Genomic DNA, 25,271 nt, shown 5'->3' on the forward strand with positions numbered 1-25,271 from the left:
ATGTTGATAATCGCTTTGAGCTGGTTTTGGTCGCAAGCAAGCGCGCCCGTCAGCTGGCCAAAGGTATCGCTGAGCCGTTGGTTGAAGTCGATAACGACAAGCCTACGGTATTGGCTCTACGTGAAATTGCTGCGGGCAAAATCACTCGCGATATTCTAAATCAGCCAGAGCATAACTTTGCTACTAGCTCAATGGATTTAGCACTGTCAGGCGATCATAGCTTCTAGTAAAAGCTGTTTGATATGCAAGCGCATATTGATGATAAAAACCACAGCTTATGCTGTGGTTTTTCGTTTACAACTGTATGCTTTTGGCTATTATGAAAGCCATTTACGCCCAAAATCATACCACTGGGTATAAATTTATAAGTTTTTTTCTGGCACCAACGCTTAGCAGTTGACATTGAATACGATTTACGATTAATTAGAGAGTGGTCTCGCCTTTCTACTGCTCTCTATTATAATTATTGCTCTTTTTTACAATGATCGTTTTCTTTTATAATATGGTCGCTGCAATTTAAAAGCGTGACAGCATCAACCCTGTAAACGATATGCTGGTACAGCTTGCATTCGGTTGCTTTTTTATCCATATATCCATACATCGATATTATCTTGCTTTAACGATAGATTAGTATTCATTCAGTCACCATTTACCTTAACAGGGCTTAATCAATTATAGGTAATGGAAAATAGGATCGTCACTTTATGAGTCAAACCCTTCCCAAACTCAGTCATCATCTAGTCGATGATGCTCAATATAATTTGCTCCGTTCAGTTGGCTATCTGACTGCTGCTGAACGCCGTGATATTGTTGATGCCTGTGAGTTCGGTGATATTGCGCATATTAAAGACAAGCGTAAATCAGGGGAGCCTTATATCACTCATCCGATTGCGGTCGCTGAAATATTGGCAGGTTTTCGTTTAGATCGAGATACCATTATTGCAGCGATTTTGCATGATACCGTCGAAGATACCGACGTTAGCGATGAGCAAATCGAGCAACGTTATGGCAAAGTAGTTGCTAGACTGGTTGATGGCGTCACCAAATTAAAATCTTCGACCCATAATAAACAACAAAATAAAGCGGCGACTTTTCATAAAATCCTGACGGCTACCCTTGCTGATCCACGGGTGTTAATCATTAAGCTTGCCGACCGCTTACACAATATGTCGACGCTGGATGCGGTACGTCCTGAAAAACAGCGCACGACGGCGCAAGAGACGTTAGATTTTTATGTGCCATTTGCCCGTCTGATGGGTCTCAATGACATCGCTGATTATATTGAGGTGCTGTGTTACCGCAATCTTGATTCTGGTATGTATAACAAGATTTCAGATAAGCTGCTGCAACACGGGCTGGGACGTAATTTTCAAAGAGAGGCTATTCATAGCTATCTGACTATTGTTTTAAACAACTTAGGGCTCAATGGCCTCGTCAAAGTCTTAGACAATCGCGTGGTGATATATCGACAGTTTTTCCGAAATCGCGGTGAGATTAATGCGCTACTTCGTCACTATGCTTTTGAGATTGTGCTCGATAATATTGAAGCTTGCGACAAACTGGCTTATTACCTCATCAAAAAATATCAAATCGATGATACCCATATCGCTGACAATATTCGTCGCCCACTACCGGGTGGTAATCAATCATTGACCCTTATTTATGAGCGGGATAATGATTTTGTAAAAGTCACTATTTTGACCAAGCAAATGCAAAATGCAGCAAGGCTTGGTGTTATCGGGGCAGAACACGCCTCCGATGTCAGTCAATCAGTCATTCAGGCGTCACTACGCAATATGAAAGACTTGGTCGATGAAGACAGCTTAAATCAAAACAGCCCTGACTTTACTGCTGCTGTCTCGACGATTAGCGAGCTGATGGATTACCTGCATTCAAGCAAGATTATTTGTTATAGTCCCAAAGGTCGCGCTTATGAGCTATCACAAGGAGCCACAGCGCTTGATTTTGCTTATGCTGTTGGACCTATGGTTGGTAATGTGGCCGTCGGTGCCAATATCGATGGCAACAAAGCCAAGTTGGGCACGGTGGTCAAAAACGGGCAATTGGTCGAAATTGAAGTAAATAGCCACTCAGAGCCAAAGGCAGAATGGCTCGGGTTTGTCGTGACCAATAAAGCCCGTGAAGAGATTTTACGCTGGTTTAAGGATTTATCTGCTGCTGATAAACAGCACCATGGTCAACAAGCCTTGGATCGCGCGCTAAAAACCTATCAAAAAAGCCTCGATGATTTAACGGACAGCGACTGGAAGAACTTGACAGAATGGCGTGGTCTGACAGAAAAAAATGCGCTATTTGAACAGATTAGCTCGGGCACACTACTACCACAACTGGTGGTCACTCGCTTATTTAGCGACGAAGTCAGTGACTTGCAGGCTAAAGAACAAAATGATGATGATGCCCAACCGCAACAATTGATTGTCAATGCCTCAGGGGTAGAGCTTGATTTTGCCAATTGCTGCCATCCAATCTACGGCGACCCTATCGTTGGTCATTTATCCCGTCACGGCTTGGTGGTACATCGCCATAAATGCTTCTCGCTCGATGATATTCGCAAAGACAACCCTTATCAAGTGATACAGCTGCGCTGGCGCAATGATAAGGCCATCAAACAAAATGAATCCGGCGAGCACGCTAGCAAAGTCCGTTTTTCGGCTTATTTGAAGCTGTCTCTTGCCCTCAGCGACGAACAAATTAGTGAGGTTATCTACCATCTACGCCAATTAAATATGGGGGTGGAAACGGTCGATGTGCGCCATACTGACACTATCATTCATATTGTGGTGCGTAGTCGCAACCACTTAGCACAAGGTATTCGCGAACTGCGCTCGCTGCTGGGCTTTCCCAATATCATGCGACTCTATCAGCTGTAGATAGAAGTGTTAAATACCCTTACTTTTAATCTCGAATTTTCAGAACACCCCAAAACAATGATAAACTTTGCTACTGCGTTTTTAGTCAGTAAAGCCAATCAATCAAACGAAAAAAACACCTTAAGGATATAATATGACTCGTCAAACCATTCAAACTGATAAAGCCCCTGCCGCTGTTGGCACTTACTCACAAGCCGTCAAAGTCGGTAACACCGTTTATATCTCAGGACAGTTGGGTTTCGATCCTGAAACCATGGAGCTGAGAGAAGGTTTTAAAGCACAGGCTGAGCAGGTGTTCGAAAATATCAAAGCTATCTGTGAAGCAGCTGGCGGCAGTCTAAATGACGTGGTTAAATTCAATGTATCTTTGACAGACTTAAATGATTTTGCCGTTTTGAACGAAGTGTTCGTAGCCAACCTATCCGAGCCATACCCTGCCCGCGCAGCCGTACAAGTCGCTGCTCTACCAAAAGGCGGTGTGGTCGAAATTGAGTCTATTCTATATATTGAATAATCTTGAGCCTCATCATACTCAATTCTTAAGTAATTGAGTAAAAATAACGGTTGTTAGCGTAAGCCCAAATATCACTATTTGGGCTTACTATTATTCTCATTATTTAAATACCCAAACAATAGAGATGTATTTTATGTTGGTACAAGTTGCTCTGCCCGTGCCCCTTTATCGGGTGTTTGACTATAGCTTACCGGCAGATATGAATGCTTTGCCAGATAATAATTCACCATGGATACCGCCAATTGGTAGCCGCGTCGAGGTGTCCTTTGGTCGTCAAACCTTAATCGGTATCGTGGTCGCTCATATCGCTGAAGCGGATAGCAGCGTACCGATGAAAAAACTCAAACCTATTAATAAGTGCCTAGATGCCGAGCCGATTTTGGATGCCAGCATGTTAAAGCTGGCTTATTGGCTGGCAAGCTATTACCACTATCCGCTTGGTGATGTGTTAGCTGTCATCTTGCCCAGCCTCGTTCGTCAAGGCAAGCCGCTAGACTTGCTGATTACGCACTGGCGAATTTTGCCACATATCGCTGATGGCGATTTTCGTGCCAATGCCAAAAAGCAGAAGCAACAATTTGATATGTTAAAATTACACGGCGAGCGCGGTGCGAGTGAAGATGTACTGCTATTAGAAGGTATGCAGCGCAGTTTTTTAAAAACGCTGGAAGATAAAGGCCTTATCGAGCGCTATATTGAGCCAAAACAAGCACCTGCTCCTATCAAACTCGCAAAAATGCCACTCGATCTCAATGATGAGCAAGCGCTTGCCGTCGACGCTATCATTGCGGCGCACGAAGCTGAGCGCTACACGGGGTTTTTGCTGAACGGCATTACTGGTAGTGGCAAGACCGAAGTTTATCTGCAAGCGATGCAAGCCGTATTAGAAGCGGGCAAGCAGGTTTTGATTTTAGTACCGGAGATTGGTTTGACCCCGCAGACGCGCGCGCGCTTTGCCAGTCGTTTTGCCGCCCATATTGTCTTGCTACACTCCGGCATGACCAACACTCATCGCTTACAAGGCTGGCAAGATTGCCGCACGGGTCATGCTCAAATCATTATCGGGACGCGCTCAGCAGTGCTATATCCCTTTGCTGATTTAGGACTTATCGTCGTCGACGAAGCACATGATGGTTCTTATAAGCAGCAAGATACTCTACGTTATCATGCCGCTGACGTCGCGCTTTATCGCGGCCTGCAATGCAACATTCCTGTCGTACTTGGTACCGCGACCCCGTCTCTTGAGCATTTAAAACTGGTCGATGACGGCAAATTAGTAGAATGCCAACTACAGACTCGCCCTGGCAATGCAAAGCCTGCAACCATGCAACTAATTGATGCGCGCCTGCAAAGCACCCATCAACAGACTCAAGATGATGGTGCACGCTATGATACGGGGCTGACCGATGCGTTAATTGGTGCGATACGGCAAACGCTCGAAGCGGGCGATCAAGTATTGATATTTTTAAATCGTCGTGGCTATGCGCCAGTTTTGCTATGCGAGGCTTGTGGTTGGCAGGCAGATTGTCCACGCTGTGATGCGCATTTAACCGTTCATTATAATAGTCAATCGCAACCTAATTCCTATTCAAGCAGCTCGTACTTAAAATGCCATCATTGTGATTGGCAAGCCTATATTCCCACCGTTTGCCCTGATTGTGGCAGTCAAAATCTAGATGCCAAGGGAATGGGTACCACAAGACTCAGCGAAAACCTGCACGCGATTTTTGCCAATCCGCAAACCAGTAAAGAGTTGTATCCCATTATCCAAATCGATCGTGATACGACCAGACGTAAAGACAGCTGGGAGAATATCTATCAGCGTATTAATGAAGGCAAGCCTGCTATCTTAGTCGGCACGCAAATGGTCGCCAAAGGCCATCATTTTCCCAATGTTACCTTGGTCTGCTTGCCCAATGCTGATCGTGGCTTTTTATCCGCCGACTTTCGCTCGCCAGAACATACCGCACAGCTGATGATTCAGGTGGCTGGTCGTGCTGGACGCGGTGATAAATCTGGTCGTGTATTGATTCAAACCTTGCAGCCAGATAATGAGCTGTTATTAAAGCTAGTAAAAGATGGTTATCTGTCCTTTGCTCGCGAGCTATTGCAAGAGCGTAAAATGATGGGGTTACCGCCGCATAGCCATGCTGCCCTGATACGCTGCGAAGGCAAAACGCTTGCCGCTACGACGCAAGCATTGAAAGATGCGATTGCCAGTCTACCTAATGGCCATAATCTTGCTGTGCTTGGTCCTATCGACGCACCGATGAGCAAGAAGAACAGTCGATACCATGCACAATTGTTACTGCTAGCCAAAGATCGACGACAGTTACATCAGGTATTAAATCAATGGTGGCAACCGGTACTCGCCTTGCCAAGTGCCAAATATCTGAAGCTAACCTTGGATGTCGATCCTGTCGGTTGGTGACGCCCAATTCCTAATCGTGATCCTTTAACTACAATCATCGCACTATAGCTCACCGTTACTAAAGAACGCTATTCAATATCGGTCATTCAGCGTTTACCGCCTAGGGCGTGTCATCAATTAGATTGTGAGGCTTAAAATGAGAAAAATTGCAGATAAACAAGGAAGAAATAGCCGCTAATATGAACATATTGGCAAAATCTCTGATGATGTTTAGCAAAATTTAGCCATTTTAAGACCACTAAATATATAAATGTGCTAATTGATGACACGCCCTAGATACAGCAAGCATTTATTAAATGTGCTAAATTCTGTATATCTGTCTGGTTTATGCACAGCAAACCCAGCTTTATAAACCATCCATTTTACTTTCTATCATCCTGAGTGTTGTTATGAGTCAAAATAATTCAAACCCTGAACGAAGTAACCATTCTCATCAGAGCGATGCTGATATGCCTGAACCTCTGCTTCAAGATAATGAGAGCAATTACACTCATGACAAGCAAGACACTCACGACCACGATGAACACTTAGAACAGACCACGGCACCGCGCGATACCAAAGGCTATCAGCGCACTTTACTGTTTAGCTTTATTATAATCACTGGCTACATGTTTATCGAAGCGATCGGTGGCTGGCTCACCGGTAGTTTGGCACTATTATCCGATGCCGGTCATATGCTCAGCGATGCGGTAGCACTGGGCGCGACGTTAATGGCGTTCAAAATTGGTGAAAAAGCAGCGACCCATCAAAAGACCTTTGGTTATAAGCGCTTTGAGATTTTGGTGGCGGGGGTAAATGGCGCTACTTTGGTTATTATCGCGCTGATGATTTTTTATGAAGCAATTAAACGTTTTAACTCACCGCCTGACATTGCTACCCAAGGGATGCTTATCATTGCGACCATCGGCATGCTGATTAATATTTTAGTCGCTTGGTTGATGCACCGAGGTAGCCACGCTGAAAATGAGCATAGCCACGGCGCCAGTACAGACAAAACATCTGATAGCAAAGCACCGGTGAATCTGAATATGCAAAGTGCTTATTTGCATGTTTTAAGCGACTTGATGGGTTCGGTTGCGGCTATTATTGCCGCGTTACTAATGATAGGTTTTGGTTGGTTGTGGGCAGATGCGGCGGCGTCAGTCATCGTTGCCATCCTGATTTTAATCAGCGGTTACCGCGTCGTACGCGATTCAGTCCACATATTAATGGAAGGCACGCCAGCAGGTATATCGCTGGTTAATGTGGAGCAAAAACTGATCGCCCATCCTCAAGTACACAAGGTACACGATCTGCACGTTTGGAGTATCACTAGCGGCTTAAATGCACTGTCTTGTCACGTTGTCGTCGATGGAGAAATGAGTATTCACGAATCAAGTCTGCTGATTGAGGATCTGGAAAAAAGCTTGTTAACACTTGGCATTCATCATGCGACTATTCAGGTCGAAAGCTCATCGCATCCGCAAACAGCTACCCACAGCAATGCATTAGTCTGTGACATCTCCGAGCGAGCCGTTGATAATGGGAGTCATATTGGTCACAATCATTGAGCAGCTATATTAGAGTCTGTCAATAACGCTACTCAGCAAAATCTGTATGCTGTATTAATATTAGGGTCTGTTGAACATTCAAATGTGGCACTGGCGGTGGCTATTTTTTAGACAATACGCAGTGAAATTTTTGACGCCTAGTCATTCTAGGTTAGACAATTTCGCCATGTATTGGCAAAAAATAGTCCCGCCCTGAAAGGCTGATGCTAAAATCGCACCAAACGTTGTTATAAACCTAGCTAAGGTCTCGACATTATCATCAGTTTACGCCTAGTTTGGTGCGATTTTAGCGATCAGCAGTCCGAATATTTGAATATTCAACAGACCCTAAGCTATGCTAATTTAATACTAAGCCAGCTCTTCATATGGCTGCTATATTGGCAACTCTCATTAAAATTTGCTCAATCACTTTAAAAAAATAAAGTTCCAATAAGTTTATATGGTTATAATAACTATCAATTAATGATAAATGATCAATTCAAACCCTATTGAACATTGGCAAACATACTTATTAGTATCTTTTTAATTTATTCATTGATGATATACCACTATGTCTAGACGCTCAGCACCTTTTGTCGCCCCAGACTATATCGACGACCCTACCTCAAAAGATGGCAAAAAACACGCCAAGGTTTTGCTATCAACCCTGCAAGAAGACATCGCCAGCTTTCGTGATGCGCAATTTCCACCTGATATTTTGCGACAAGTTCGCGACATGCCTATCTATGAAGGCAATTTAGCCGAAGTCAAAGCCTATCAACAGCGTTGGCAGACTCTGCTCGAACGCGCGATGGCCTTTTATCCTGCGGCCAATCTACCACCTGATTATCTGCCGCTACCAGCCAGCCTCGAAATACCGCAGTTTATTTATCATGTGCAACGACTGCATCTAACCAAAACTCACGCTAAAGAATCTAAAAGTTTTGGCTCAGTCGGTGCACTTACGGATAAATGCGGGGATTACAGCGCTGATGAGATTGCGCGTATGGCAGCCGTATTTGATAACGATGATGAGGCTCGTTTGGTCGCTCATCGTGAATTTATTGATTTGCGTGCGTACGTCTTTTGTCGCGATAATAAAGGTGAGATGTTAGAGCCTGAGCGCGTGCGCTTTTATCGTACTGGACTCATTGTCCACGCTTTGCCCAATTTTAAGATGATAGACAGTCGGCAGACACCGCGCAAGCGTCGTAATGATGCTTATAACAATCCGCTTGCCGATAATGGCGTGTGGAAGATTTATCGCAAAAAATAACGTATGCTCGCGTTATTTATTATTGTCCTTCTTGTTTTATATTGACTGTTTTACATTGCTTATTTTATTGCCAATTTTGAGGATTTCAGATGTTCGCTGCCGCCGCCGGCTCACCAAATTTAATGTTACAAGCTACAATTTTCTTGGGAGCCGCGCTGCTCTTTGTACCCCTTGGCAAACGCTTTGGTATTGCGACCGTCCTTGGTTATTTGATCACCGGACTGATATTAGGGCCTAGTGCGCTAGATGTAGCGGGCGATGCTGAGAGCTTATTACATTTTTCTGAATTTGGCGTGGTGATGCTGCTCTTCATCATTGGTCTTGAGCTCCAGCCTTCACGGCTTTGGGCGCTGCGCCGCTCAATATTCGTCCTTGGTGGCTTGCAAGTCGGTCTTTCCGGCACCTTATTGATGGGTATCCTATATCAATTTTTCTCCTTACAACTCGATACTGCTTTTATCGTCGGTTTCGGCTTGGCGCTCTCTTCTACCGCTTTTGTGCTACAAATACTGACTGAAAAACAGCAGCTGTCTAGTACCCATGGGCGTGAAGCGTTTACCATCTTGTTATTCCAAGATATTGCCGTGATTCCTTTATTAGCGGTCATTCCGTTTTTGTCAGGGGTGCGCGAGCAGAGCTACGACTTAATCTATTTTGGCAAGGTTTTCGCCGTTTTCGCTGGACTGATTTTTGCCAGCCGCTATGTGGTTCGACCTTTCTTTAAATTTGTCGCCTCTAGTGGTGCGACAGAATTACTGACTGCGGTCGCACTATTTATCGTCATGGGTGTCTCTATCTTGATGGGTCAAATTGGTCTATCGATGGCGCTTGGCGCATTTTTGACTGGCGTATTGCTGGCAGATTCGGAGTACCGTCACGAGTTAGAAGCCAGTATCGAACCCTTTAAAGGATTGCTATTGGGGCTATTCTTTATGTCAGTCGGTATGTTGACTGATGTCAAACTCATTTTGGCCAAGCCCATCTTTATTATCGGCTGTGCGATGGCATTGATGTTTATCAAATTCGGTGTGGTCACCGCTATCGCAAAAATATCTGGCAATCGATGGCCAACCAGTATCAGATTGGGGGTGACTCTCGCTCAAGGGGGTGAATTTGCGTTTGTCTTGTTCAGTGTGGCCACCGCCCAAAACGTTCTGCGACCTGAGCTAGCAAACACCCTAAATCTCATTGTGACCATCTCTATGGCGCTGACGCCATTGGCATTCTTACTATTAGAAAAAATAGGAGAGCCATTATTTGCCAAAAGCAAACCCAGCCGTGAGTACGACACCATTCCCGATCATGAGCATCAGGTCATTATCGCGGGCTTTGGCCGTGTCGGTCAGATTATCGGTCGTGTATTACGCATGCATAATATCGAATTCACGGCCATCGAACGCTCTGCCAATCGGGTGGATTTTGTCCGTCGCTTTGGTAACCAAGTTTATTATGGTGATCCAAAAAACCCTGAAATATTACGTGCCGCTGGTATCAAAAAAGCACGTGTGTTTATTCTTGCCATTGACGACTTAGAGCGCTCTATTACCACCGCTCAATACTTACGTAAGAACTACCCTGATTTAATCGTCTTGGCACGAGCGCGTGATCGTCAGCATTATTATCGCCTCCGTGAAGTTGGGGTGCGTCATATTTGGCGTGAGACTTATTTATCGTCGTTAGATATGTCGCGTGAGTCCTTGCAGCTGCTCGGCATCTCTCCAGAAAAAGCACGCGAAACTGTACAGACTTTCCGTGATTATGATGACGACTTGATTGAACGTCAGCAAGCCATCTATGATGATGAAGCTAGCCTGATTGAATCAGTACAATCATCAATGGCAGAGCTTGAAAGCTTGTTTGATGAGGATATTGGCAAGGCGCGTAAGATGGATTTGAGTGAGTTTTCTGACGCTTTAAAAAACCAAGCGACGCCCGTTGATGAAAAAGACGATATCGTTCCTGATCCCAAAGCCTAACTACCTTTTTTAATCCGTTGAGCAGTTTGGCGGCGCCAGTTTTTCGTTTAGCGAGCTGGTGCATTGCCAACTATCGCCATCTTCCACATGATAGAAAGCCACTGTTTGCTCATTGAGATAACGCAGTGGGAATTTAACATCATGAATCGTTCCTATGACAGCACAATCTGTTTTAGGAACGCCCGGCACTTGAGTGTCAATACGCACCAGCACTTGCGGGTCGTCTATGTTAAATGGCAAATCAATGGGACACTGCCCAGTCTGTTGGTAAATGACAGCCACACGATTCTGCGTCGTTTTGGTGAGGTCATAAGCATTGAATAATATTTCATTGGCTTTTGGCTTCGCGATAATAGGTAAAAACTGTACCTTAATCACCAGTAAGGCGAAAGCAAAAAGCCCAAAACCCAATCCCAAACCAAATAAGCTCACCCCACCCTCTCGGCGCAGATGTGCCTGCTGCGCGTTGTCATCTCGTGGATGGTCATCAACGGCGTCAGCGATTTCGCGCCGTGCCATACGGTAGTAATAAGCGTCTGTCCAACGTGCCACCATAGATGCCCAAAATAGCCAAATCATCGCTGCAATACCGAGCCGCGTTGCCATTTGATAGGCATCAGGAATATAAGACATCGCCACAAATTCAAAAATAACCAACACAATCGCAATATTAAGCTGAATAAAAGACCAACCTGCCACGCTATAGACGATCGCATCCATATAGCGCTTGCGATATAGCAGCCAAGGAAAAGTAATAAAAAACGCGGCCCAGTGCCATTTTGGCGACAAATAGCCTTGCTTATCAAACTGTGCAAAGCGCTTGAGATAATAGCGTTGGGTACGATGACCGATAAACCATTTATCCAACTGCTCACGCTTGGCAGCAGTCAGCTGTTCTTGGTAAAAAGGTGGCGGTGAATCCGTCTCGATAAATAACATAGCAGTAGGCTCTCGATAAAAAGCGTATCAATAATCACTGTAAGACACTTTTTTCAGCGAATAATTAGATTAAATACACTCTTTATATTCTTCATTAATATTTCATATTTTTAGAATATCTTTAGTATAAACTGATGCAAAAGCCAATCATAGAGCGACTAAGCTCTTGTCCTTATTTGATTCGTGAGCATCTCATGTCTACACTCAAGCGCAATATAATCATAACCATTATGATTATTACCGTTCTAATCGCTACTGCTATAACCCTTATCATCGTTAACGTCAGTGCCATATCTGACCCTTATAAAAATGAGCTAGGTTTTGATCAAAGCACCTTTGTAGGTCAATGGCCATTTACTGCCGAGAGTATGGTAATAAGATGCGATGAAATTAATGACAAATCAATTGTTTCTATAATAACCCTCAGTGGAGAGCGTTATATTCTCAATGCTGATTCAAATACAGACATCGATAAGCCGCCAATGAAAACACTCAGTGCAAAAGATACAATCTGGCGCGATACTGAGACAGATACTGAAACAGATAAAAACTATTTATCACCTGCTGACGCCAAAGTTTCTAAGGACGATATCATCGATGCCGGTTTAAAATTATGTACGAAAGCTTAGAAAATGTTTGAAAGGAGAGTGAAAGCGGTTTACGCCATCAGCAACTGCCTGATAATTGAACGTTCACACTTGCTCATATTTAACCTATAATACGCTCATATTCGCAACTTTATAAAGTCTTAGTAACCCTATGAACCAATCCTCTAATCCCGATAACTCAAATGATATAAATCAAGTGGCTGAGCCTAATACTGCCATTGAGACCGTTTCGCAAAATGATAAACATATTCGTATTGTGAATACTTTTATGAAACGGCGCACGCACATGAATAAGAACGCTGAGCTGGCTCTCACTGATCCAGAGTTTGCTGACTACTTGGTTAATAACAGCTTCGGTGATGGCAATCTTGATGGTATCGATGACTTGCGCGTACTATTCGCCGATACGCCCAACGGTATTGATGCGCCGCTTACTGTAGAGATTGGTTTTGGACTGGGTGACTCATTCATTGAGATGGCAGCTGCCGAGCCTACCCGTAACTTTGTGGGTGTTGAAGTACACGAGCCAGGTATCGGTAAATGTGCTTATATGGCAGGTACGCAAGGTTTAAGCAACGTCAAAATCATTAACGGTGATGCCATTCAATTGCTCAAGCAGATTCCAGAAAATCATATCGACCGTATTCAGCTCTACTTCCCTGATCCATGGCAAAAAAAGCGCCATTATAAGCGTCGTTTTGTCAGCCCTGAGCGTATGGCGATTGTCACGCGCAGTTTAAAACAAGGTGGCTGGTTTCATACAGCAACCGACTGGGAGCATTATGCCTTTTGGATGGTTGAGGTTTTAGACGGTTTTTCAGGACTCACCAATCAAGCGGGTGCAGGCAACTTTACTGACCGCCCTGACTTTCGTCCAATGACCAAGTTTGAGCGCCGCGGTTTAGAGCGCGGGCATGGTGTCTGGGATTTAATCTATATTAAAGAGTAAGCCTTATCACGTTACCCTTAATGATTTTTGACAAAGCGGCTAAGACATTTAGCCGCTTTTTTATGCAGCTGGTATTACCCATCCTCATTTTATCTAAATATATTCAGTATTTAATCAGCCAAACCCTCTGTTTGAGACGCTTTGAAGAATTTTATTTATTAAATTTACAGAGCAGCAATATGTGAAACATAGCAATTTTGACGAAATTGCCAGATGAAAAAATAGTTGCATAATGGCACAAAACATATAATTGAATGATTCGCTGACACTATACATTCATGCAAACATTGGCACTATAAGGGCTGCACGAGTTCTCCCCATAAGCTGTGGATAACCCTGTGTATAAGTCACTACTTGACAAGAATTTTCCTAGGTAGCTTAAAGGGTTAGGTAAAATCGTTCATTTTTTGTACAATTTAAAAACCTATATTATTCAATAACTTATATAGAAATTTAAATCATAATAAATTATTTTCAATATTTTAAAATATTATTTTAATATTAGCGATGTTTCACATAAGGTAAATAAACGCTATTTATTTGTTGTGGACAACTTATAAATCTATTGACAAACTACCCCATTATCCCGTCTGAAATAATACATAAGTTCCAGCATAGTCTATATAAAATTTCAGTCGTTTATCATGCGACATATAGTGTCGTTTAACATCATCGAACCCGCTATATGATCCGTGGTTTTTGTTATAATTGCCCTACCTAAGTAATAGTGGCACAAAGAAACGCTTCATAATTAACGAGCTTAATACAGCTTAGAAGTTATCCCTGTAGCCATTAATTACGGACTTAATTTTACTTTTATCATTATTTGATTTTACTGTATAGTAAGGTGATATATCCAATATTACTATCTATCTCATCGATATGACAACCTATATAATCTAGCTGAACGCTGGTTACTATGTAGATAATTATCAGCACTATTGAGCCATTAACTGTCATGGTACGAATATTTTCTTTATAACACCAAATTTATAGTCTTACACCAATGATTGAAGATAAGGAATCCAGTATGGACGACAATAAAGCCAAAGCACTCAAAGCGGCACTAGGTCAAATTGAAAAGCAATTTGGTAAAAATACCATTATGCATTTAGGCGATAACTCTGCTGCGCTTGATGTCGACGTAGTATCCACAGGCTCGCTTGGTCTAGATATTGCCCTTGGTATCGGTGGCTTACCAAAAGGGCGTATCGTTGAGATCTACGGCCCAGAAAGCTCAGGTAAAACCACCATGACTTTGCAGGCGATTGCAGAATGCCAAAAGCAAGGTGGCGTATGTGCCTTTATCGATGCAGAGCATGCTCTAGATCCTGTCTATGCGCGTAAACTTGGGGTACAGACCGATGACTTGCTAGTCTCGCAGCCTGATAATGGCGAGCAAGCGCTTGAGATTACCGACATGTTGGTACGTTCGGGTGCTGTCGACATGATCGTCATTGACTCAGTCGCAGCCTTGACACCACGTGCAGAAATTGAAGGCGAAATGGGTGACTCACACATGGGTCTGCAAGCACGGCTAATGAGCCAAGCGCTACGTAAAATCACTGGTAATGCCAAACGCTCCAACTGTATGGTCGTGTTTATTAACCAGATTCGTATGAAAATTGGTGTGATGTTTGGTAGCCCTGAAACCACGACCGGTGGTAATGCGCTGAAATTCTACGCCTCAGTCCGTATGGATATTCGTCGTATCGGTGCGGTCAAAAATGGTGATGAAATCATCGGGAACCAAACCCGTGTGAAAGTCATTAAAAATAAAATGGCACCGCCATTCCGTCAAGCCGAGTTTGAAATCACTTATGGTGAAGGTACCAACCACTTAGCCGAAGTGATTGATTTGGGTGTCGAAATTGGCGCAGTCGGTAAAGCAGGCTCTTGGTATAGCTATGGCGATGAAAAAATCGGTCAAGGTAAAGCAAACTCAGTGTTATTCCTCAAAGAAAACCCTGTCATTGCTGAAGAAATTGAAGCCAAAATCCGTGCTGAAAAGCTAGGTGTTACCGATGATGGTAGTGTTGCCGACGATAGTAAAGCACCAGAGGTAGCCAAAGCTAATAAAGAAACAGTGGCAAGTCCAGTACAGTAATCGTTACCTGACTATTTTTACTGATTAGCTAACTAGGGCCTGTCCTCATTTTAAAAGTGGCAATAAAAATGAGATAAGTTGCAGTCAAAAGAGAGAAATAGCGCAGATAATATCGAGATATTAGTCAGCTATTTGATGCTGTTTGGCAGGATTTAACCATTTTTGACCCATTCAGATGACCATCGATTGAATTGAGGACACGCCCTAATAGTTATGAAGATTAAAACATTAGCCGAAATTCTAGCTGAGTCGGAAGCCGATTCAGCTAGTACTCCTGTCTCTAAACAAAAAACAGCCACTCAAAAGTATCTCTCTAAAAAATCTGCTAAGCGACAACAGCCTGTAGTTAAATCAAAACATCCAAAGTCTAGTCCCGCGCGCTCAACTTCTGAGGACGATGAAACGTCCCAAACCGTTGATCACTTCGACAACGACACTAGCTCATTTTTTACTCCTGAACCTTCATCCAAATCCTCTAAAACCAAGTCTAAAAAGCGTAAGAAACGCTTCCATCCGGCTGCTAACTTCGAGCCAGAGCCTAATAACGTACCTACTTATCAATCACCTGAACCGCAAAGTATTAAAGAGATGCTAGCGGAAGTCAAACGTGACATTCATGATAACTCGCTAGATGGCAAGTCCAATATAAAGGAAAACTCAGATACAGATAACGTCATCGACGACACCACATTTGGTTCCACCGATGAGCATTTATCAGAGCCAGAGGAAGACACTGCTGCAGTTAATCAAATGGACAATTTGCCATCCGCATTAAAAGCCTATCTACGTACCCCTGAACAACGACAGGCCGATGTTGATGCCATTAAAGCGGAAAGCCGCTTACGTTGGTTAGCATTTTACTATTTATCACGCCGTGAACATGGCAAGGCTGAATTAAAACAAAAGCTGATCGATAAAGAGCAGAATCCTGCCAAAATCGATGAACTACTCGAAGAGTTTGAGCAGAAAGGCTATCAAAGTGACTATCGCACTACCCTCATGCTTATTCGTGAAAATATTCGTAAAGGTCGGGGACGTGGACGTATCAAGCAGGAGTTTTATCGTAAAAAGATGGCCATGCCTGGTAATATCGACGAGCTAATCGATATGGCGAATGCAGAGTCAGATGAGTTTAGTGAATTTGTAGATGACAGCGCCGACAACCTCGTCGAAGGGATTGATTGGCTGAAATTAGCGGTTGCCGCCCGCACCAAAAAATATGGTGACGACATCCCCACTGAGCAAAAAGACAAAGCTCGCCAACTACGATTTTTACAATATAGAGGTTTCAAGAGTGATATTTGCTTTGCTGCGCTCAACTATACGCTAGACACATTAGATGAGCGCTTTTAGACTAATGACTCATAACGATTGATTAGTCGTAAAAAAAGAGTACGTCATTAGACATACTCTTTTTTTATTACATTTTTATTAATACTGGTTTGTTAAAAAGCAGCTATTTTAGCGTGGTTATTTTAACGTCCCCAATCGACTAGATAATTGGCCAATGATCTGATCGATCTCTTGATTGGCCTCAGATTCATTGTCTAGGTTGCCGTTTGGCGTCAATTGGTTCATCACTTCTGGCAGCAACTCCGCTAAACCTTGACGCACTTCAGTCTCATTGGCACCAGTCTGTGCGGCTACTTGCTGAATCTCGTTTTCGTCAAATAATTGGTTAATCTCATTGGGGTCCAAATTATCATTGACCTCATTGCTACTCATCCAAGAACGTACTTGATTGTCGTGACCCATACCTGTAATTTTTGAGAGAGCAGCGCCTAAGCCGCCATTACGCTGAATCCAGCTCAACACCATGGGCATGAGAGCGGCAACCAGCATGCCTTTACCACCGCTACCACTTCTACTACTTTGACCACCCAGTACGCTACCTAGGATGTCGCCCAAGCCACCCGCACCAGTGCTCATACCACCGCGTTGACTGCTGCCAGTGAGACTACCTATAATGTCGTCCAGACCAAATCCATTATCCGTCTGACGATCATACTGCTGTGGGTTATAACCACCGGTTTGGCCACCGCCCAATACCCCACCTAAAATATCACCCAGCCCGCCAGTGCGGCGTGATGTCGTGCGCTGACTGACAGGATTGCGCTGTGCATCATCTGGAGCCATCGCACTACGTGCTACCTGACTGACTAAATTCCCTAATAAGCTCATAATTTCTTCCTTTTTGTTCATTTTATTTGTTGTTCATAAGCCGCTATGTCATCTGACCAGACTGTTATAAAATCAATAGATGGCATAAAAGCTGAATATGCTTTTGTATTTCAATATAACAAATCTATCTTACTATCGAGATAGGTGTTTTGTTATTCACCATATTGGCCTATTAAAATCATTACAAACCTAGGGTCTGTTGAACATTCAGGAGAAACCTCGTATGCCCAATCAAGTTGTTGTTGCAGCATTCACATTCGCCAGAATATTTAGCTCTCGCCATTGCTCAAGGCTCACTTGATCGCGAAATACAGTCACCGACAAGGGGCGCTGATAAGGCTCTGTAATAATAAAATCAAAGCTCATCGTCCAATAATTATGTTGAACAGTCCTCAATTGTGCTTGCCATAGCCCATCACCTTGACTCGTGCGTATCAAAAGTTGCCATTGTTGATCGACACGCTGGTCAAGCGGTGGCTGCGTTAGATGCAATAAAATAGGACGCGACAATGCCAGATAGCTAACGACGGCTGCCGTGATCGTTAATATCAGCACATATTGCCATAGCGCCAATGCAGCAAGCCATGCCAATCCAAGCATGACTGACGCCAAACCAAGATACAGTAACGTACGCAAATGGCTAGCGGTCTTGATAGCAGTATCAATCCGTGGTGAGGTAATCATTGTCATATATACAAAACTGCCATATGGGAAAAACTGTCATATTTATCAGATTGTCTCAGTCATCAATACAAATTTAACCACATAAAAGGAAACTCAAAATCATGGATAGCTTAACTGATAAGCTATCCAGCTATAATATGGTCAGTTCGGAATAAAATCGATATATTACTTGTTAGGTACGACTGGTATAAATTTTGCTTCCTGCTATCACAGAGGCTACGAAAAATTCATCCCAATCGCACTGTATCTGTTTCAAAGTAAATCGACTATATATCCTTAGTATGACGCCATGTTTTAATCTTATTCACTAGCGCCCATATGCTTTCATCATCTGGACGATTTTGGTTGGTAAAATAATCCAATAAATCTGGATCTTCATGAGTCAGCATCTGGGCAAAGCTTTCCTGCTCAGCGGGGTCCGCTGTTAAATAAAGCTCTTTCACATATAGGTCAATATAAAAGTCCAATTCCTTTAAGCCACGACGGGCTTGATAGATGACACGCCGCTGTTCATTGGTTGGCTCTGGCTGGGTCGTAGTGGTCATAGCATTACTCTCATTATTTTAGTAGGTGTTCAGATTAATATTAAATGTTAATTATTGGCGCTAACTATTATGGTCTGTTGAACATTCAAATGTGGTACTGGCAGTGATTAGAGCCATACTAACGCTAACTTCTTAGTGTTGATTGTAGGCAGACAATTGATGCCATAACGCCACTGCTTGCTGCATCATCGCGACATTATGGGTACGTATAATACTAGCGCCTTGTTGCAGGGCAAATATACCAGCAGCAACACCGACCGTATCTCGTTCTACCGCCTCAGTTGTAGCCACCGCTTCGACGCCACTCTTGGTCAATACTTCTGCCAAAAAACGCTTGCGGGAGATACCAAACATCATGGGCAAGCCAAGACTTTGTAACTCTCCTAGCTGAGACAATAGTGCGCAATGATGTTCGTAGTTTTTGGCGAAACCAAAACCTGGGTCGATCATTATTTTCTCACGCTTAACACCAACGCTCGTGACCTCATCGATACGAGCGCTTAGCTCCGCTTTGACGTCAGCGATCACATCATCATAACGCGCAAGATTATTCATCGTCGTCGGCTCACCACGCATGTGCATCAACATAACTGGTATATCAAGCTCCGTCGCTAACGCTGCTGCACCCTCGCGTTTGAGCGCTCGTACATCATTCCAAATATCAGCGCCTGCCTCAAAAGCTGCCTGCATAACGGTAGGATTACTGGTATCGATAGACAACCAAACGGTATTACCAAGTTGCTGTCTAATTGCTTTAACGACTGGCACAACTCGTTGCATTTCTTCAGTGGTAGCAACGGCGTCAGCATTTGGACGGGTAGATTCACCACCAATATCAATAATGGTCGCACCCGCCTCTATCATCTCTTTGGCATGAGCAAGCGCGCTATCAATAGCATTAAACTGACCACCGTCTGAAAATGAATCGGGTGTGACGTTAAGGATGCCCATAATGTGTGGTTGCGATAAATCTAAAGTTTTTTCGCGACTAGAGACGGTATAAATAGGTAAAGGTTGAAATAATGACATAGCCAATCCGTTGTAGATTAAATGTATAAAAAATGGGCTAGCGCTCTATTTTTCTCTTATGATATCAGTAAATCTGCTGTCTTTCTAAATCCTTCATAAAATGATGACAATAAAAAAGCCCTCTATTAAAAAGGGCTTTTTATGTTTGCTACTCATGAACAGTAAACTACATCGCTGGTAATGGCGGCGGGGTCGAACCCGTCGTTTTCACATCGTTTTTGGCTAGGTTTACTTCATTATGCTGGTATACTCTAGGTGGACGTGGATCTTCACCCGCTATGATATCTTGTAGTTGATCACTATTAATGGTCTCCCATTTCATCAGCGCATCAACCATCGCATGCATTTTTTCTTGATTGCCTTCAATCAGTTCTCGAGCGATATCATACTGCTCTTCTAACATGCGGCGAACTTCGTCATCAACTTTTTGCTGCGTTGCTTCAGAAATCGTACGACCACCACCACCGAAGTAACCTTGTGAGTTATCATCATCTTCATAGACCATGATACCTAGGGCATCTGACATACCGTACTTAGTTACCATCGCTCGTGCCATTTTGGTTGCACGTTCAAAGTCGTTTGAGGCACCCGTCGACATCTGATTGATAAAGACTTCTTCAGCGATACGGCCACCGAATAGAATTGCAATGTCGCTGAGCATTTTTGACTTATACATACTGGTTTGATCATGCTCAGGCAGCTGCCAAGTTACCCCAAGGGCAAAACCACGCGGCATAATCGTGACTTTATGCACTGGGTCGGTACCCGGTAGTAGCTCAGCCACTAGCGCGTGACCTGCTTCATGATAAGCAGTGGCACGGCGTTCCTCTTCACGGATGACCATTGATTTACGCTCAGGACCCATGTACAGCTTGTCCTTGGCATCTTCAAAGTCATTCATATCAACGCTACGCTTGTTACGACGCGCAGCAAACAAAGCGGCTTCGTTCACAAGGTTGGCCAACTGTGCCCCGCTAAATCCTGGTGTACCACGAGCCAAAGAGTTGGCATCAACACTAACGGTATTCGGCAACTTTCTTAAATGTACTTTTAATATTTGCTCGCGGCCTTTGATGTCTGGCAAGCCAACTTGTACCTGACGGTCAAAACGACCCGGACGCAATAGCGCTTTATCAAGCACATCCGCACGGTTAGTGGCGGCAATAACGATGACGCCTTCATTGCCTTCAAAACCATCCATCTCAACCAATAGTTGGTTAAGTGTTTGCTCACGCTCATCATTACCACCGCCCATACCAGAGCCACGATGACGACCGACTGCATCAATCTCATCGATAAAGATGATACAAGGGGCACTTTTCTTCGCTTGCTCAAACATATCACGGACACGCGAGGCACCGACACCAACGAACATCTCAACAAAATCAGAACCTGAAATTGAGAAGAACGGTACTTTCGCTTCACCAGCAATCGCTCTTGCTAGCAATGTTTTACCTGTACCTGGAGGGCCTACCATCAAGATACCACGTGGAATGGTTGCGCCAAGTTTGGTAAATTTATCTGGATCACGCAGGAACTCGACCACTTCGACCACTTCTTCTTTGGCTTCTTCACAACCCGCCACGTCTTCGAAGTTAACCTTGATTTGGTCTTCAGTCAGCATCTTGGCTTTTGATTTACCAAAGCTCATTGGGCCGCCGCCTTTACCGCCTGCGCCGCCCTGCATATTACGCATAAAGAATAAGAACAGACCAATAATCAATAGGATTGGGAAACTGGCTATCAGTAACTGCATCAACACACTTTGACGTTTCGGTGCTGTGCCCTGAACCTCAACTTGGTTCTCGCGCAATAATGGCATTAGTTGCTCATCAGCCACGGCTGGTCTAATGGTCTCAAAAGATGAGCCATTTTTCTTTTCGCCGGTGATCTGCTCGCCATCAATTTCAACACTGGCTACCTGACTTTCTGACACGGCGGTCACAAATTCAGAGTAGTTAAGGCTATCCGGCTCAGACGATTGGTCAAAGCCGCTAAACACCAGCACCAAAACGCCGATTACCACCAGCCACAATAAGGTATTTTTTACCATGTCGCTCACTAGTTATTCCCATCCCTTACTTATTGGTGTGTTTACTAAACACGTGACGTCTATAAACGCATTGCTCATTGCTTGAATAACTGCCTAGACACTTAACACTGTACTTGCATTGCAGCGACTAAAAAGACGCATTAACAAGTACTCGCTATCATTGACCTATCGTAAATGAGCTGATAAAGCGCTTATTTTCAGACGACTTTGCTTAAAACATATGCTCGAAACAAAGTTAATATACCATGATATGTGGTGTTGTCCTGCATAATTCAAGCAGGTTTCACTTTTATTCAGTTAACGATTGTAGCGGTTTTTATAGTGCGATAATGATACTTTATGGTGACTTATCATCTCGCTTACAATAGCAACAACTCATTGATGTTAAAACTATTTAATCGCTATCCAAAACATCTCTTTTGAGCGTGGTCGTGATGCACCTGGCTTGATACTACGAATCTTACTAAAATCGAGCTGCATCTGCTTGCGTAATTCTTGTGTACCCTCGCCCTGAAACACTTTCATAATAAGCGCGCCACCTTCTGGTAAGGTTGCAAGTGCAAAGTCCACTGCTAGCTCGCACAAGTACATCATACGCGGCTGATCAATTGCGCTATTGCCAGCAGTATTGGGTGCCATGTCAGACAATACTACGTCAACCTGCCTGTCACCGACTTCTGCCATAATGGCGTCAAAAACCTCAGCTTCACGGAAATCACCTTGAATAAAGGTAACATCAGGCAAGGTATCCATCGCTAAAATATCAGAGGCAATCAAGATACCTTGTTCACCTACCAATTGGCCAGCAACTTGTGACCAACTGCCCGGCGCACTACCCAAATCAACGACCGTCATGCCTTTTTTGATGAGGTTGGTCTTTTCATTTATTTCTAATAACTTATAAGCGGCACGGGCACGATAGCCATCTTTTTGCGCTTTTTGGACATAATGATCGTCAATATGCTCTTTCATCCAAGCACTGCTGCTCTTTGACAGTTTTTTGTTCTCAATACGCGTGGCCAAAATACCTGCTCCTATTACCTTACAAAACCTGAATACAATTTTTTGAATCGCTCTATCACTGACAAACTAAATTCAATAAAGCGTCGATTACTCTAGATGTGTCATCAATCAGGCTATTTATTCGTTGATGGTCGCAAACTGACCAAATTCTATTGGTTAAAACACTGCTTTATAAGGCAGTAGCGTTTATAATGTGACCAAACATTCAGTTTAACATTTTCGTCACGTAAAATCGTGCAAAATCCTGCTGATCTCATGCAAGATAGGCACAGATTATCTATAATGATCAATCACTGTTTTTTGACAGTACCATTTTTATTTTTACCAACACCTAGGAATTCTATGCAACTCGATAACGCTACTATCAAACGCCTAAAAGGCATCGGTCACGAGCTAAAACCTGTCGTTATGATTGGCAATAAAGGTATTACCCCGACCATTACTGAAGAGATTGATCGCGCTTTATCAGATCATGAGCTCATCAAAGTGAAATTGCCTGCTGGCACAAAAGAAGAACGCGATGTCATCGGTGCTGAGCTTGCTGCTACTGCGAAGGCAACTCTGATTCACTCAATTGGCCGCATGGCATTGTTACTACGTAAAAATCCAAACGCCAACCCTAAGCTATCAAACCTTGCTCGTCACACGCAGTAGTGTGTCATGCTCAGCTTGATTTGAGTGTTTTGATACAACCTAAAAGCCGCGATGCAATCTGCTCGCGGCTTTTATTTTTTTGTGAACTTAGGGTCTGTTGAACATTCAAATATTAGGACTGCCAGTTCCACATTTGAATGTTTAACAGACCCTATTATAACTACTTGAGTCATACCAAATTATGAGCCAGACTTTTAACCTTTGCATCGCCACTGAAAAGATAGCAGATGATGCCCAGCAGCTTGGCGTTAGTATAGACACGCTAGGAGCTATCCAAGTCGTTGTGCATGCGACTATCATGCAGCAGCCACAATTGCATTTACAGCTAACCTATCAAATCATCTTGCCCACACAATCTTTGGTGGGTCAATTAGACTGGCCTACTTGGAAAGAAGTAAACGTCGGCTTTACTGACTATTTGTGGGAAGAGAGCTGTCTTGAATGCTTTCTCACAGGTAACTCAATAAATAATCACGATATGGCTGACATTAGCAGTAATTCGACTTATATTGAAGTTAACGCCAGCCCAGATGGTCGTTATGCGCTTTATCAGTTTGACAGCTATCGAAACCCTACCACTCTGCCACCACCCCGCTTGTTATTAGCAAATGGGCGTACACCCGCAAAGATTAGCTGGACTGACCGCGCAAATACGCATGTATCATCAATAAATGCCAATGCCTCGAAAAAATTATCGAAAACGCATACACCTCATAGCTTCGAGCGAACCTTCGGTGTGCCATTAGACAAATTGTCTAGCCAAAATTTTGCTATCAATAATATGACTATTGAGCACATACATCCTTGCGTCATTTTATGGTTCGGTGAAACCACTTTATATTTCGCACCTACACATGCCTCCCCGCCTGACTTTCACGACCGTCGCTACTGGTCTAGGTTTGATCCTGCAACTGCCTTACTTAACCAGCTAGCGTCATCGATAGCAACTGAACGATAACGCCTATCTAATATTTTAAAACAAAAAAAACCAGCAATGTCATTAAGAGCATTACTGGATTCGGAGAAAACGGTTTACTTAAAACACGATGTACTTGACGCTTATTAGTCAGCCATTGCAAGGTAGATACCACGGTCTGATGCATCATCAACGTACTGCGAGTCACGCCATGTAGTATAGCTATAAGTGCCACTGTATGGGCTAATGCTATTTTGACGGAAGTCTGACACCCAATCATTGCCATCAAAGATCTGGATATGACCATGTGGACGACTTGACGTGCGATTGTAGACTACAACATCACCAACTTGTGGCGACATATCATTACTGATTTTGCTAAAGCCTGCTTGAGCAAGCGTACCACGAGAGGCGTACTGATAAGCTGAAGGATTTGGCGTAAATTCATAACCTGCTGATTGTAGTGCTTTGCGTACGTAGCGAGCACAGTAACCAGAGCTTCTAGATAGCGCTACTCGTGACGCGCTTGCTGCTGCCATGGCAGGAGCAGAGTTGCGATCAGGCACACGGCTGGCTTGCTGCTGACGCTGCTCATACGATAAACGACTGGTTAGCGAGGCAAGCTGATATTCTTTTTGCTTGGCATGTGCGCTTAAGTTGTCAATCGCTTGACTGATTTCGTCGTTGCTATATACATGAGCACCACTATTAGTGCTATAGATGTTACGACTAGAACCGTAGTTCGCAGAAGTAGAGATGTTGGTGATGGTATGACTCAAGGTATTATTTGGTTGAAAGGTGGTCTCGGCAGCACCACTCGTTTGTGCTATGCCCATTCCCAGTACTGACAAAATTAATAAAGCTTGTTTCATAAATTTACTACCTATTTGTTAATACAAGACTGCTCGTCATCCGTGACAAAGCATCAATTAGTTTAGAGGACATAATCATCAAATAAACATGATA

General features: G+C 43.5%; 21 protein-coding genes. 13 read left to right on the forward strand and 8 right to left on the reverse strand.

The features are described 5' to 3' along the window. The 7 genes from rpoZ to IE130_RS10095 all read left to right on the forward strand — a co-directional run. Positions 1-227, forward strand: a 227-nt coding sequence (gene rpoZ / locus IE130_RS10065; RefSeq protein WP_189585405.1) for a DNA-directed RNA polymerase subunit omega, incomplete at its 5' end; no start/stop codon positions are given. Between the two features lie 477 nt (positions 228-704). Then, positions 705-2,891 carry a RelA/SpoT family protein gene (locus tag IE130_RS10070; protein ID WP_010201436.1) on the forward strand — a complete coding sequence of 729 codons (2,187 nt, stop codon included), beginning with the start codon at positions 705-707 and terminating at the stop codon, positions 2,889-2,891. A gap of 133 nt (positions 2,892-3,024) precedes the next feature. Continuing rightward, entirely contained in the window at positions 3,025-3,405 is a 381-nt protein-coding gene (locus IE130_RS10075) for a RidA family protein (RefSeq protein WP_189585408.1), read from the forward strand. A 133-nt stretch (positions 3,406-3,538) separates the two neighbouring features. Next, positions 3,539-5,836, forward strand: a complete 2,298-nt coding sequence (locus IE130_RS10080) for a primosomal protein N' (RefSeq protein ID WP_189585410.1) — start codon at positions 3,539-3,541, stop codon at positions 5,834-5,836. Positions 5,837-6,285: 449 nt separating this feature from the next. Then, the gene (locus tag IE130_RS10085; protein WP_373299675.1) at positions 6,286-7,386 is read left to right on the forward strand and encodes a cation diffusion facilitator family transporter; all 1,101 of its coding nucleotides are present in this window, start codon (positions 6,286-6,288) and stop codon (positions 7,384-7,386) included. A 550-nt stretch (positions 7,387-7,936) separates the two neighbouring features. Beyond that, complete coding sequence (locus IE130_RS10090) at positions 7,937-8,641, forward strand: hypothetical protein (protein WP_189585413.1); 705 nt, start codon at positions 7,937-7,939, stop codon at positions 8,639-8,641. An 89-nt stretch (positions 8,642-8,730) separates the two neighbouring features. After that, positions 8,731-10,617 carry a monovalent cation:proton antiporter-2 (CPA2) family protein gene (locus IE130_RS10095; RefSeq protein WP_010201442.1) on the forward strand — a complete coding sequence of 629 codons (1,887 nt, stop codon included), beginning with the start codon at positions 8,731-8,733 and terminating at the stop codon, positions 10,615-10,617. Positions 10,618-10,626: 9 nt separating this feature from the next. On the opposite strand, the gene IE130_RS10100 is transcribed toward IE130_RS10095, so the two are convergent. After that, complete coding sequence (locus IE130_RS10100) at positions 10,627-11,556, reverse strand: DUF2628 domain-containing protein (protein ID WP_189585416.1); 930 nt, start codon at positions 11,554-11,556, stop codon at positions 10,627-10,629. 194 nt (positions 11,557-11,750) lie between these two features. On the opposite strand from IE130_RS10100, the gene IE130_RS10105 reads away from it, so the two are divergent. The 4 genes from IE130_RS10105 (at position 11,751) to IE130_RS10120 (ending at position 16,573) form a co-directional block, all read left to right on the forward strand. Beyond that, on the forward strand, positions 11,751-12,185 hold the full coding sequence (locus IE130_RS10105; protein ID WP_189585419.1) for a hypothetical protein: 435 nt from the start codon (positions 11,751-11,753) through the stop codon (positions 12,183-12,185). A 130-nt stretch (positions 12,186-12,315) separates the two neighbouring features. Continuing rightward, complete coding sequence (gene trmB / locus IE130_RS10110; RefSeq protein ID WP_189585422.1) at positions 12,316-13,113, forward strand: tRNA (guanosine(46)-N7)-methyltransferase TrmB; 798 nt, start codon at positions 12,316-12,318, stop codon at positions 13,111-13,113. Between the two features lie 1,030 nt (positions 13,114-14,143). Then, positions 14,144-15,220 (forward strand): recombinase RecA, encoded by a 1,077-nt coding sequence (gene recA, locus IE130_RS10115; protein ID WP_189585426.1) that lies wholly within the window; start codon positions 14,144-14,146, stop codon positions 15,218-15,220. Positions 15,221-15,433: 213 nt separating this feature from the next. Then, positions 15,434-16,573, forward strand: a complete 1,140-nt coding sequence (locus IE130_RS10120; protein ID WP_189585429.1) for a regulatory protein RecX — start codon at positions 15,434-15,436, stop codon at positions 16,571-16,573. Positions 16,574-16,690: 117 nt separating this feature from the next. On the opposite strand, the gene IE130_RS10125 is transcribed toward IE130_RS10120, so the two are convergent. The 6 genes from IE130_RS10125 to IE130_RS10150 all read right to left on the reverse strand — a co-directional run bounded on the left by IE130_RS10125 (position 16,691) and on the right by IE130_RS10150 (position 22,735). Next, positions 16,691-17,401 (reverse strand): YidB family protein, encoded by a 711-nt coding sequence (locus IE130_RS10125; protein ID WP_189585432.1) that lies wholly within the window; start codon positions 17,399-17,401, stop codon positions 16,691-16,693. 231 nt (positions 17,402-17,632) lie between these two features. Further along, positions 17,633-18,091, reverse strand: coding sequence for a hypothetical protein (locus tag IE130_RS10130; protein WP_010201452.1), 459 nt, complete (start codon positions 18,089-18,091; stop codon positions 17,633-17,635). A 260-nt stretch (positions 18,092-18,351) separates the two neighbouring features. Further along, positions 18,352-18,630 (reverse strand): FAD assembly factor SdhE, encoded by a 279-nt coding sequence (locus IE130_RS10135; RefSeq protein ID WP_010201454.1) that lies wholly within the window; start codon positions 18,628-18,630, stop codon positions 18,352-18,354. A 132-nt stretch (positions 18,631-18,762) separates the two neighbouring features. Then, positions 18,763-19,659 (reverse strand): dihydropteroate synthase, encoded by an 897-nt coding sequence (folP, locus tag IE130_RS10140; RefSeq protein WP_189585435.1) that lies wholly within the window; start codon positions 19,657-19,659, stop codon positions 18,763-18,765. A 166-nt stretch (positions 19,660-19,825) separates the two neighbouring features. Beyond that, positions 19,826-21,721, reverse strand: a complete 1,896-nt coding sequence (gene ftsH / locus IE130_RS10145) for an ATP-dependent zinc metalloprotease FtsH (protein WP_308430273.1) — start codon at positions 21,719-21,721, stop codon at positions 19,826-19,828. 381 nt (positions 21,722-22,102) lie between these two features. After that, positions 22,103-22,735: an RlmE family RNA methyltransferase gene (locus IE130_RS10150; protein WP_025652421.1), complete on the reverse strand. Its 633-nt coding sequence runs from the start codon at positions 22,733-22,735 to the stop codon at positions 22,103-22,105. Between the two features lie 342 nt (positions 22,736-23,077). Between IE130_RS10150 and IE130_RS10155 the strand changes: the two genes are divergently transcribed. Both IE130_RS10155 and IE130_RS10160 read left to right on the forward strand, forming a co-directional pair. Next, the gene (locus tag IE130_RS10155; RefSeq protein ID WP_189585441.1) at positions 23,078-23,389 is read left to right on the forward strand and encodes a YhbY family RNA-binding protein; all 312 of its coding nucleotides are present in this window, start codon (positions 23,078-23,080) and stop codon (positions 23,387-23,389) included. Between the two features lie 181 nt (positions 23,390-23,570). Beyond that, positions 23,571-24,347 carry a DOMON domain-containing protein gene (locus tag IE130_RS10160; protein WP_189585444.1) on the forward strand — a complete coding sequence of 259 codons (777 nt, stop codon included), beginning with the start codon at positions 23,571-23,573 and terminating at the stop codon, positions 24,345-24,347. Between the two features lie 104 nt (positions 24,348-24,451). Here the strand turns inward: IE130_RS10160 and IE130_RS10165 are convergent, their stop codons facing one another. Then, positions 24,452-25,177 (reverse strand): CHAP domain-containing protein, encoded by a 726-nt coding sequence (locus IE130_RS10165; RefSeq protein WP_010201465.1) that lies wholly within the window; start codon positions 25,175-25,177, stop codon positions 24,452-24,454. Positions 25,178-25,271: the final 94 nt, after the last annotated feature.

Origin of the sequence: Psychrobacter glaciei (genome assembly GCF_014652895.1) — a bacterium.
Taxonomy (GTDB): Bacteria; Pseudomonadota; Gammaproteobacteria; order Pseudomonadales; family Moraxellaceae; genus Psychrobacter; species Psychrobacter glaciei.

Coding starts and splice junctions, on each gene's coding strand:
- IE130_RS10090 (WP_189585413.1), top strand. CDS start 7,937: ATGTCTAGACGCTCAGCACCTTTTGTCGCCCCAGACTATATCGACGAC.
- IE130_RS10135 (WP_010201454.1), bottom strand. CDS start 18,630: ATGACCACTACGACCCAGCCAGAGCCAACCAATGAACAGCGGCGTGTC.
- IE130_RS10095 (WP_010201442.1), top strand. CDS start 8,731: ATGTTCGCTGCCGCCGCCGGCTCACCAAATTTAATGTTACAAGCTACA.
- IE130_RS10070 (WP_010201436.1), top strand. CDS start 705: ATGAGTCAAACCCTTCCCAAACTCAGTCATCATCTAGTCGATGATGCT.
- IE130_RS10125 (WP_189585432.1), bottom strand. CDS start 17,401: ATGAGCTTATTAGGGAATTTAGTCAGTCAGGTAGCACGTAGTGCGATG.
- IE130_RS10120 (WP_189585429.1), top strand. CDS start 15,434: ATGAAGATTAAAACATTAGCCGAAATTCTAGCTGAGTCGGAAGCCGAT.
- IE130_RS10075 (WP_189585408.1), top strand. CDS start 3,025: ATGACTCGTCAAACCATTCAAACTGATAAAGCCCCTGCCGCTGTTGGC.
- recA (WP_189585426.1), top strand. CDS start 14,144: ATGGACGACAATAAAGCCAAAGCACTCAAAGCGGCACTAGGTCAAATT.
- IE130_RS10085 (WP_373299675.1), top strand. CDS start 6,286: ATGCCTGAACCTCTGCTTCAAGATAATGAGAGCAATTACACTCATGAC.
- IE130_RS10155 (WP_189585441.1), top strand. CDS start 23,078: ATGCAACTCGATAACGCTACTATCAAACGCCTAAAAGGCATCGGTCAC.
- folP (WP_189585435.1), bottom strand. CDS start 19,659: ATGTCATTATTTCAACCTTTACCTATTTATACCGTCTCTAGTCGCGAA.
- IE130_RS10130 (WP_010201452.1), bottom strand. CDS start 18,091: ATGACAATGATTACCTCACCACGGATTGATACTGCTATCAAGACCGCT.
- IE130_RS10105 (WP_189585419.1), top strand. CDS start 11,751: ATGTCTACACTCAAGCGCAATATAATCATAACCATTATGATTATTACC.
- trmB (WP_189585422.1), top strand. CDS start 12,316: ATGAACCAATCCTCTAATCCCGATAACTCAAATGATATAAATCAAGTG.
- IE130_RS10100 (WP_189585416.1), bottom strand. CDS start 11,556: ATGTTATTTATCGAGACGGATTCACCGCCACCTTTTTACCAAGAACAG.
- IE130_RS10165 (WP_010201465.1), bottom strand. CDS start 25,177: ATGAAACAAGCTTTATTAATTTTGTCAGTACTGGGAATGGGCATAGCA.
- IE130_RS10080 (WP_189585410.1), top strand. CDS start 3,539: ATGTTGGTACAAGTTGCTCTGCCCGTGCCCCTTTATCGGGTGTTTGAC.
- IE130_RS10160 (WP_189585444.1), top strand. CDS start 23,571: ATGAGCCAGACTTTTAACCTTTGCATCGCCACTGAAAAGATAGCAGAT.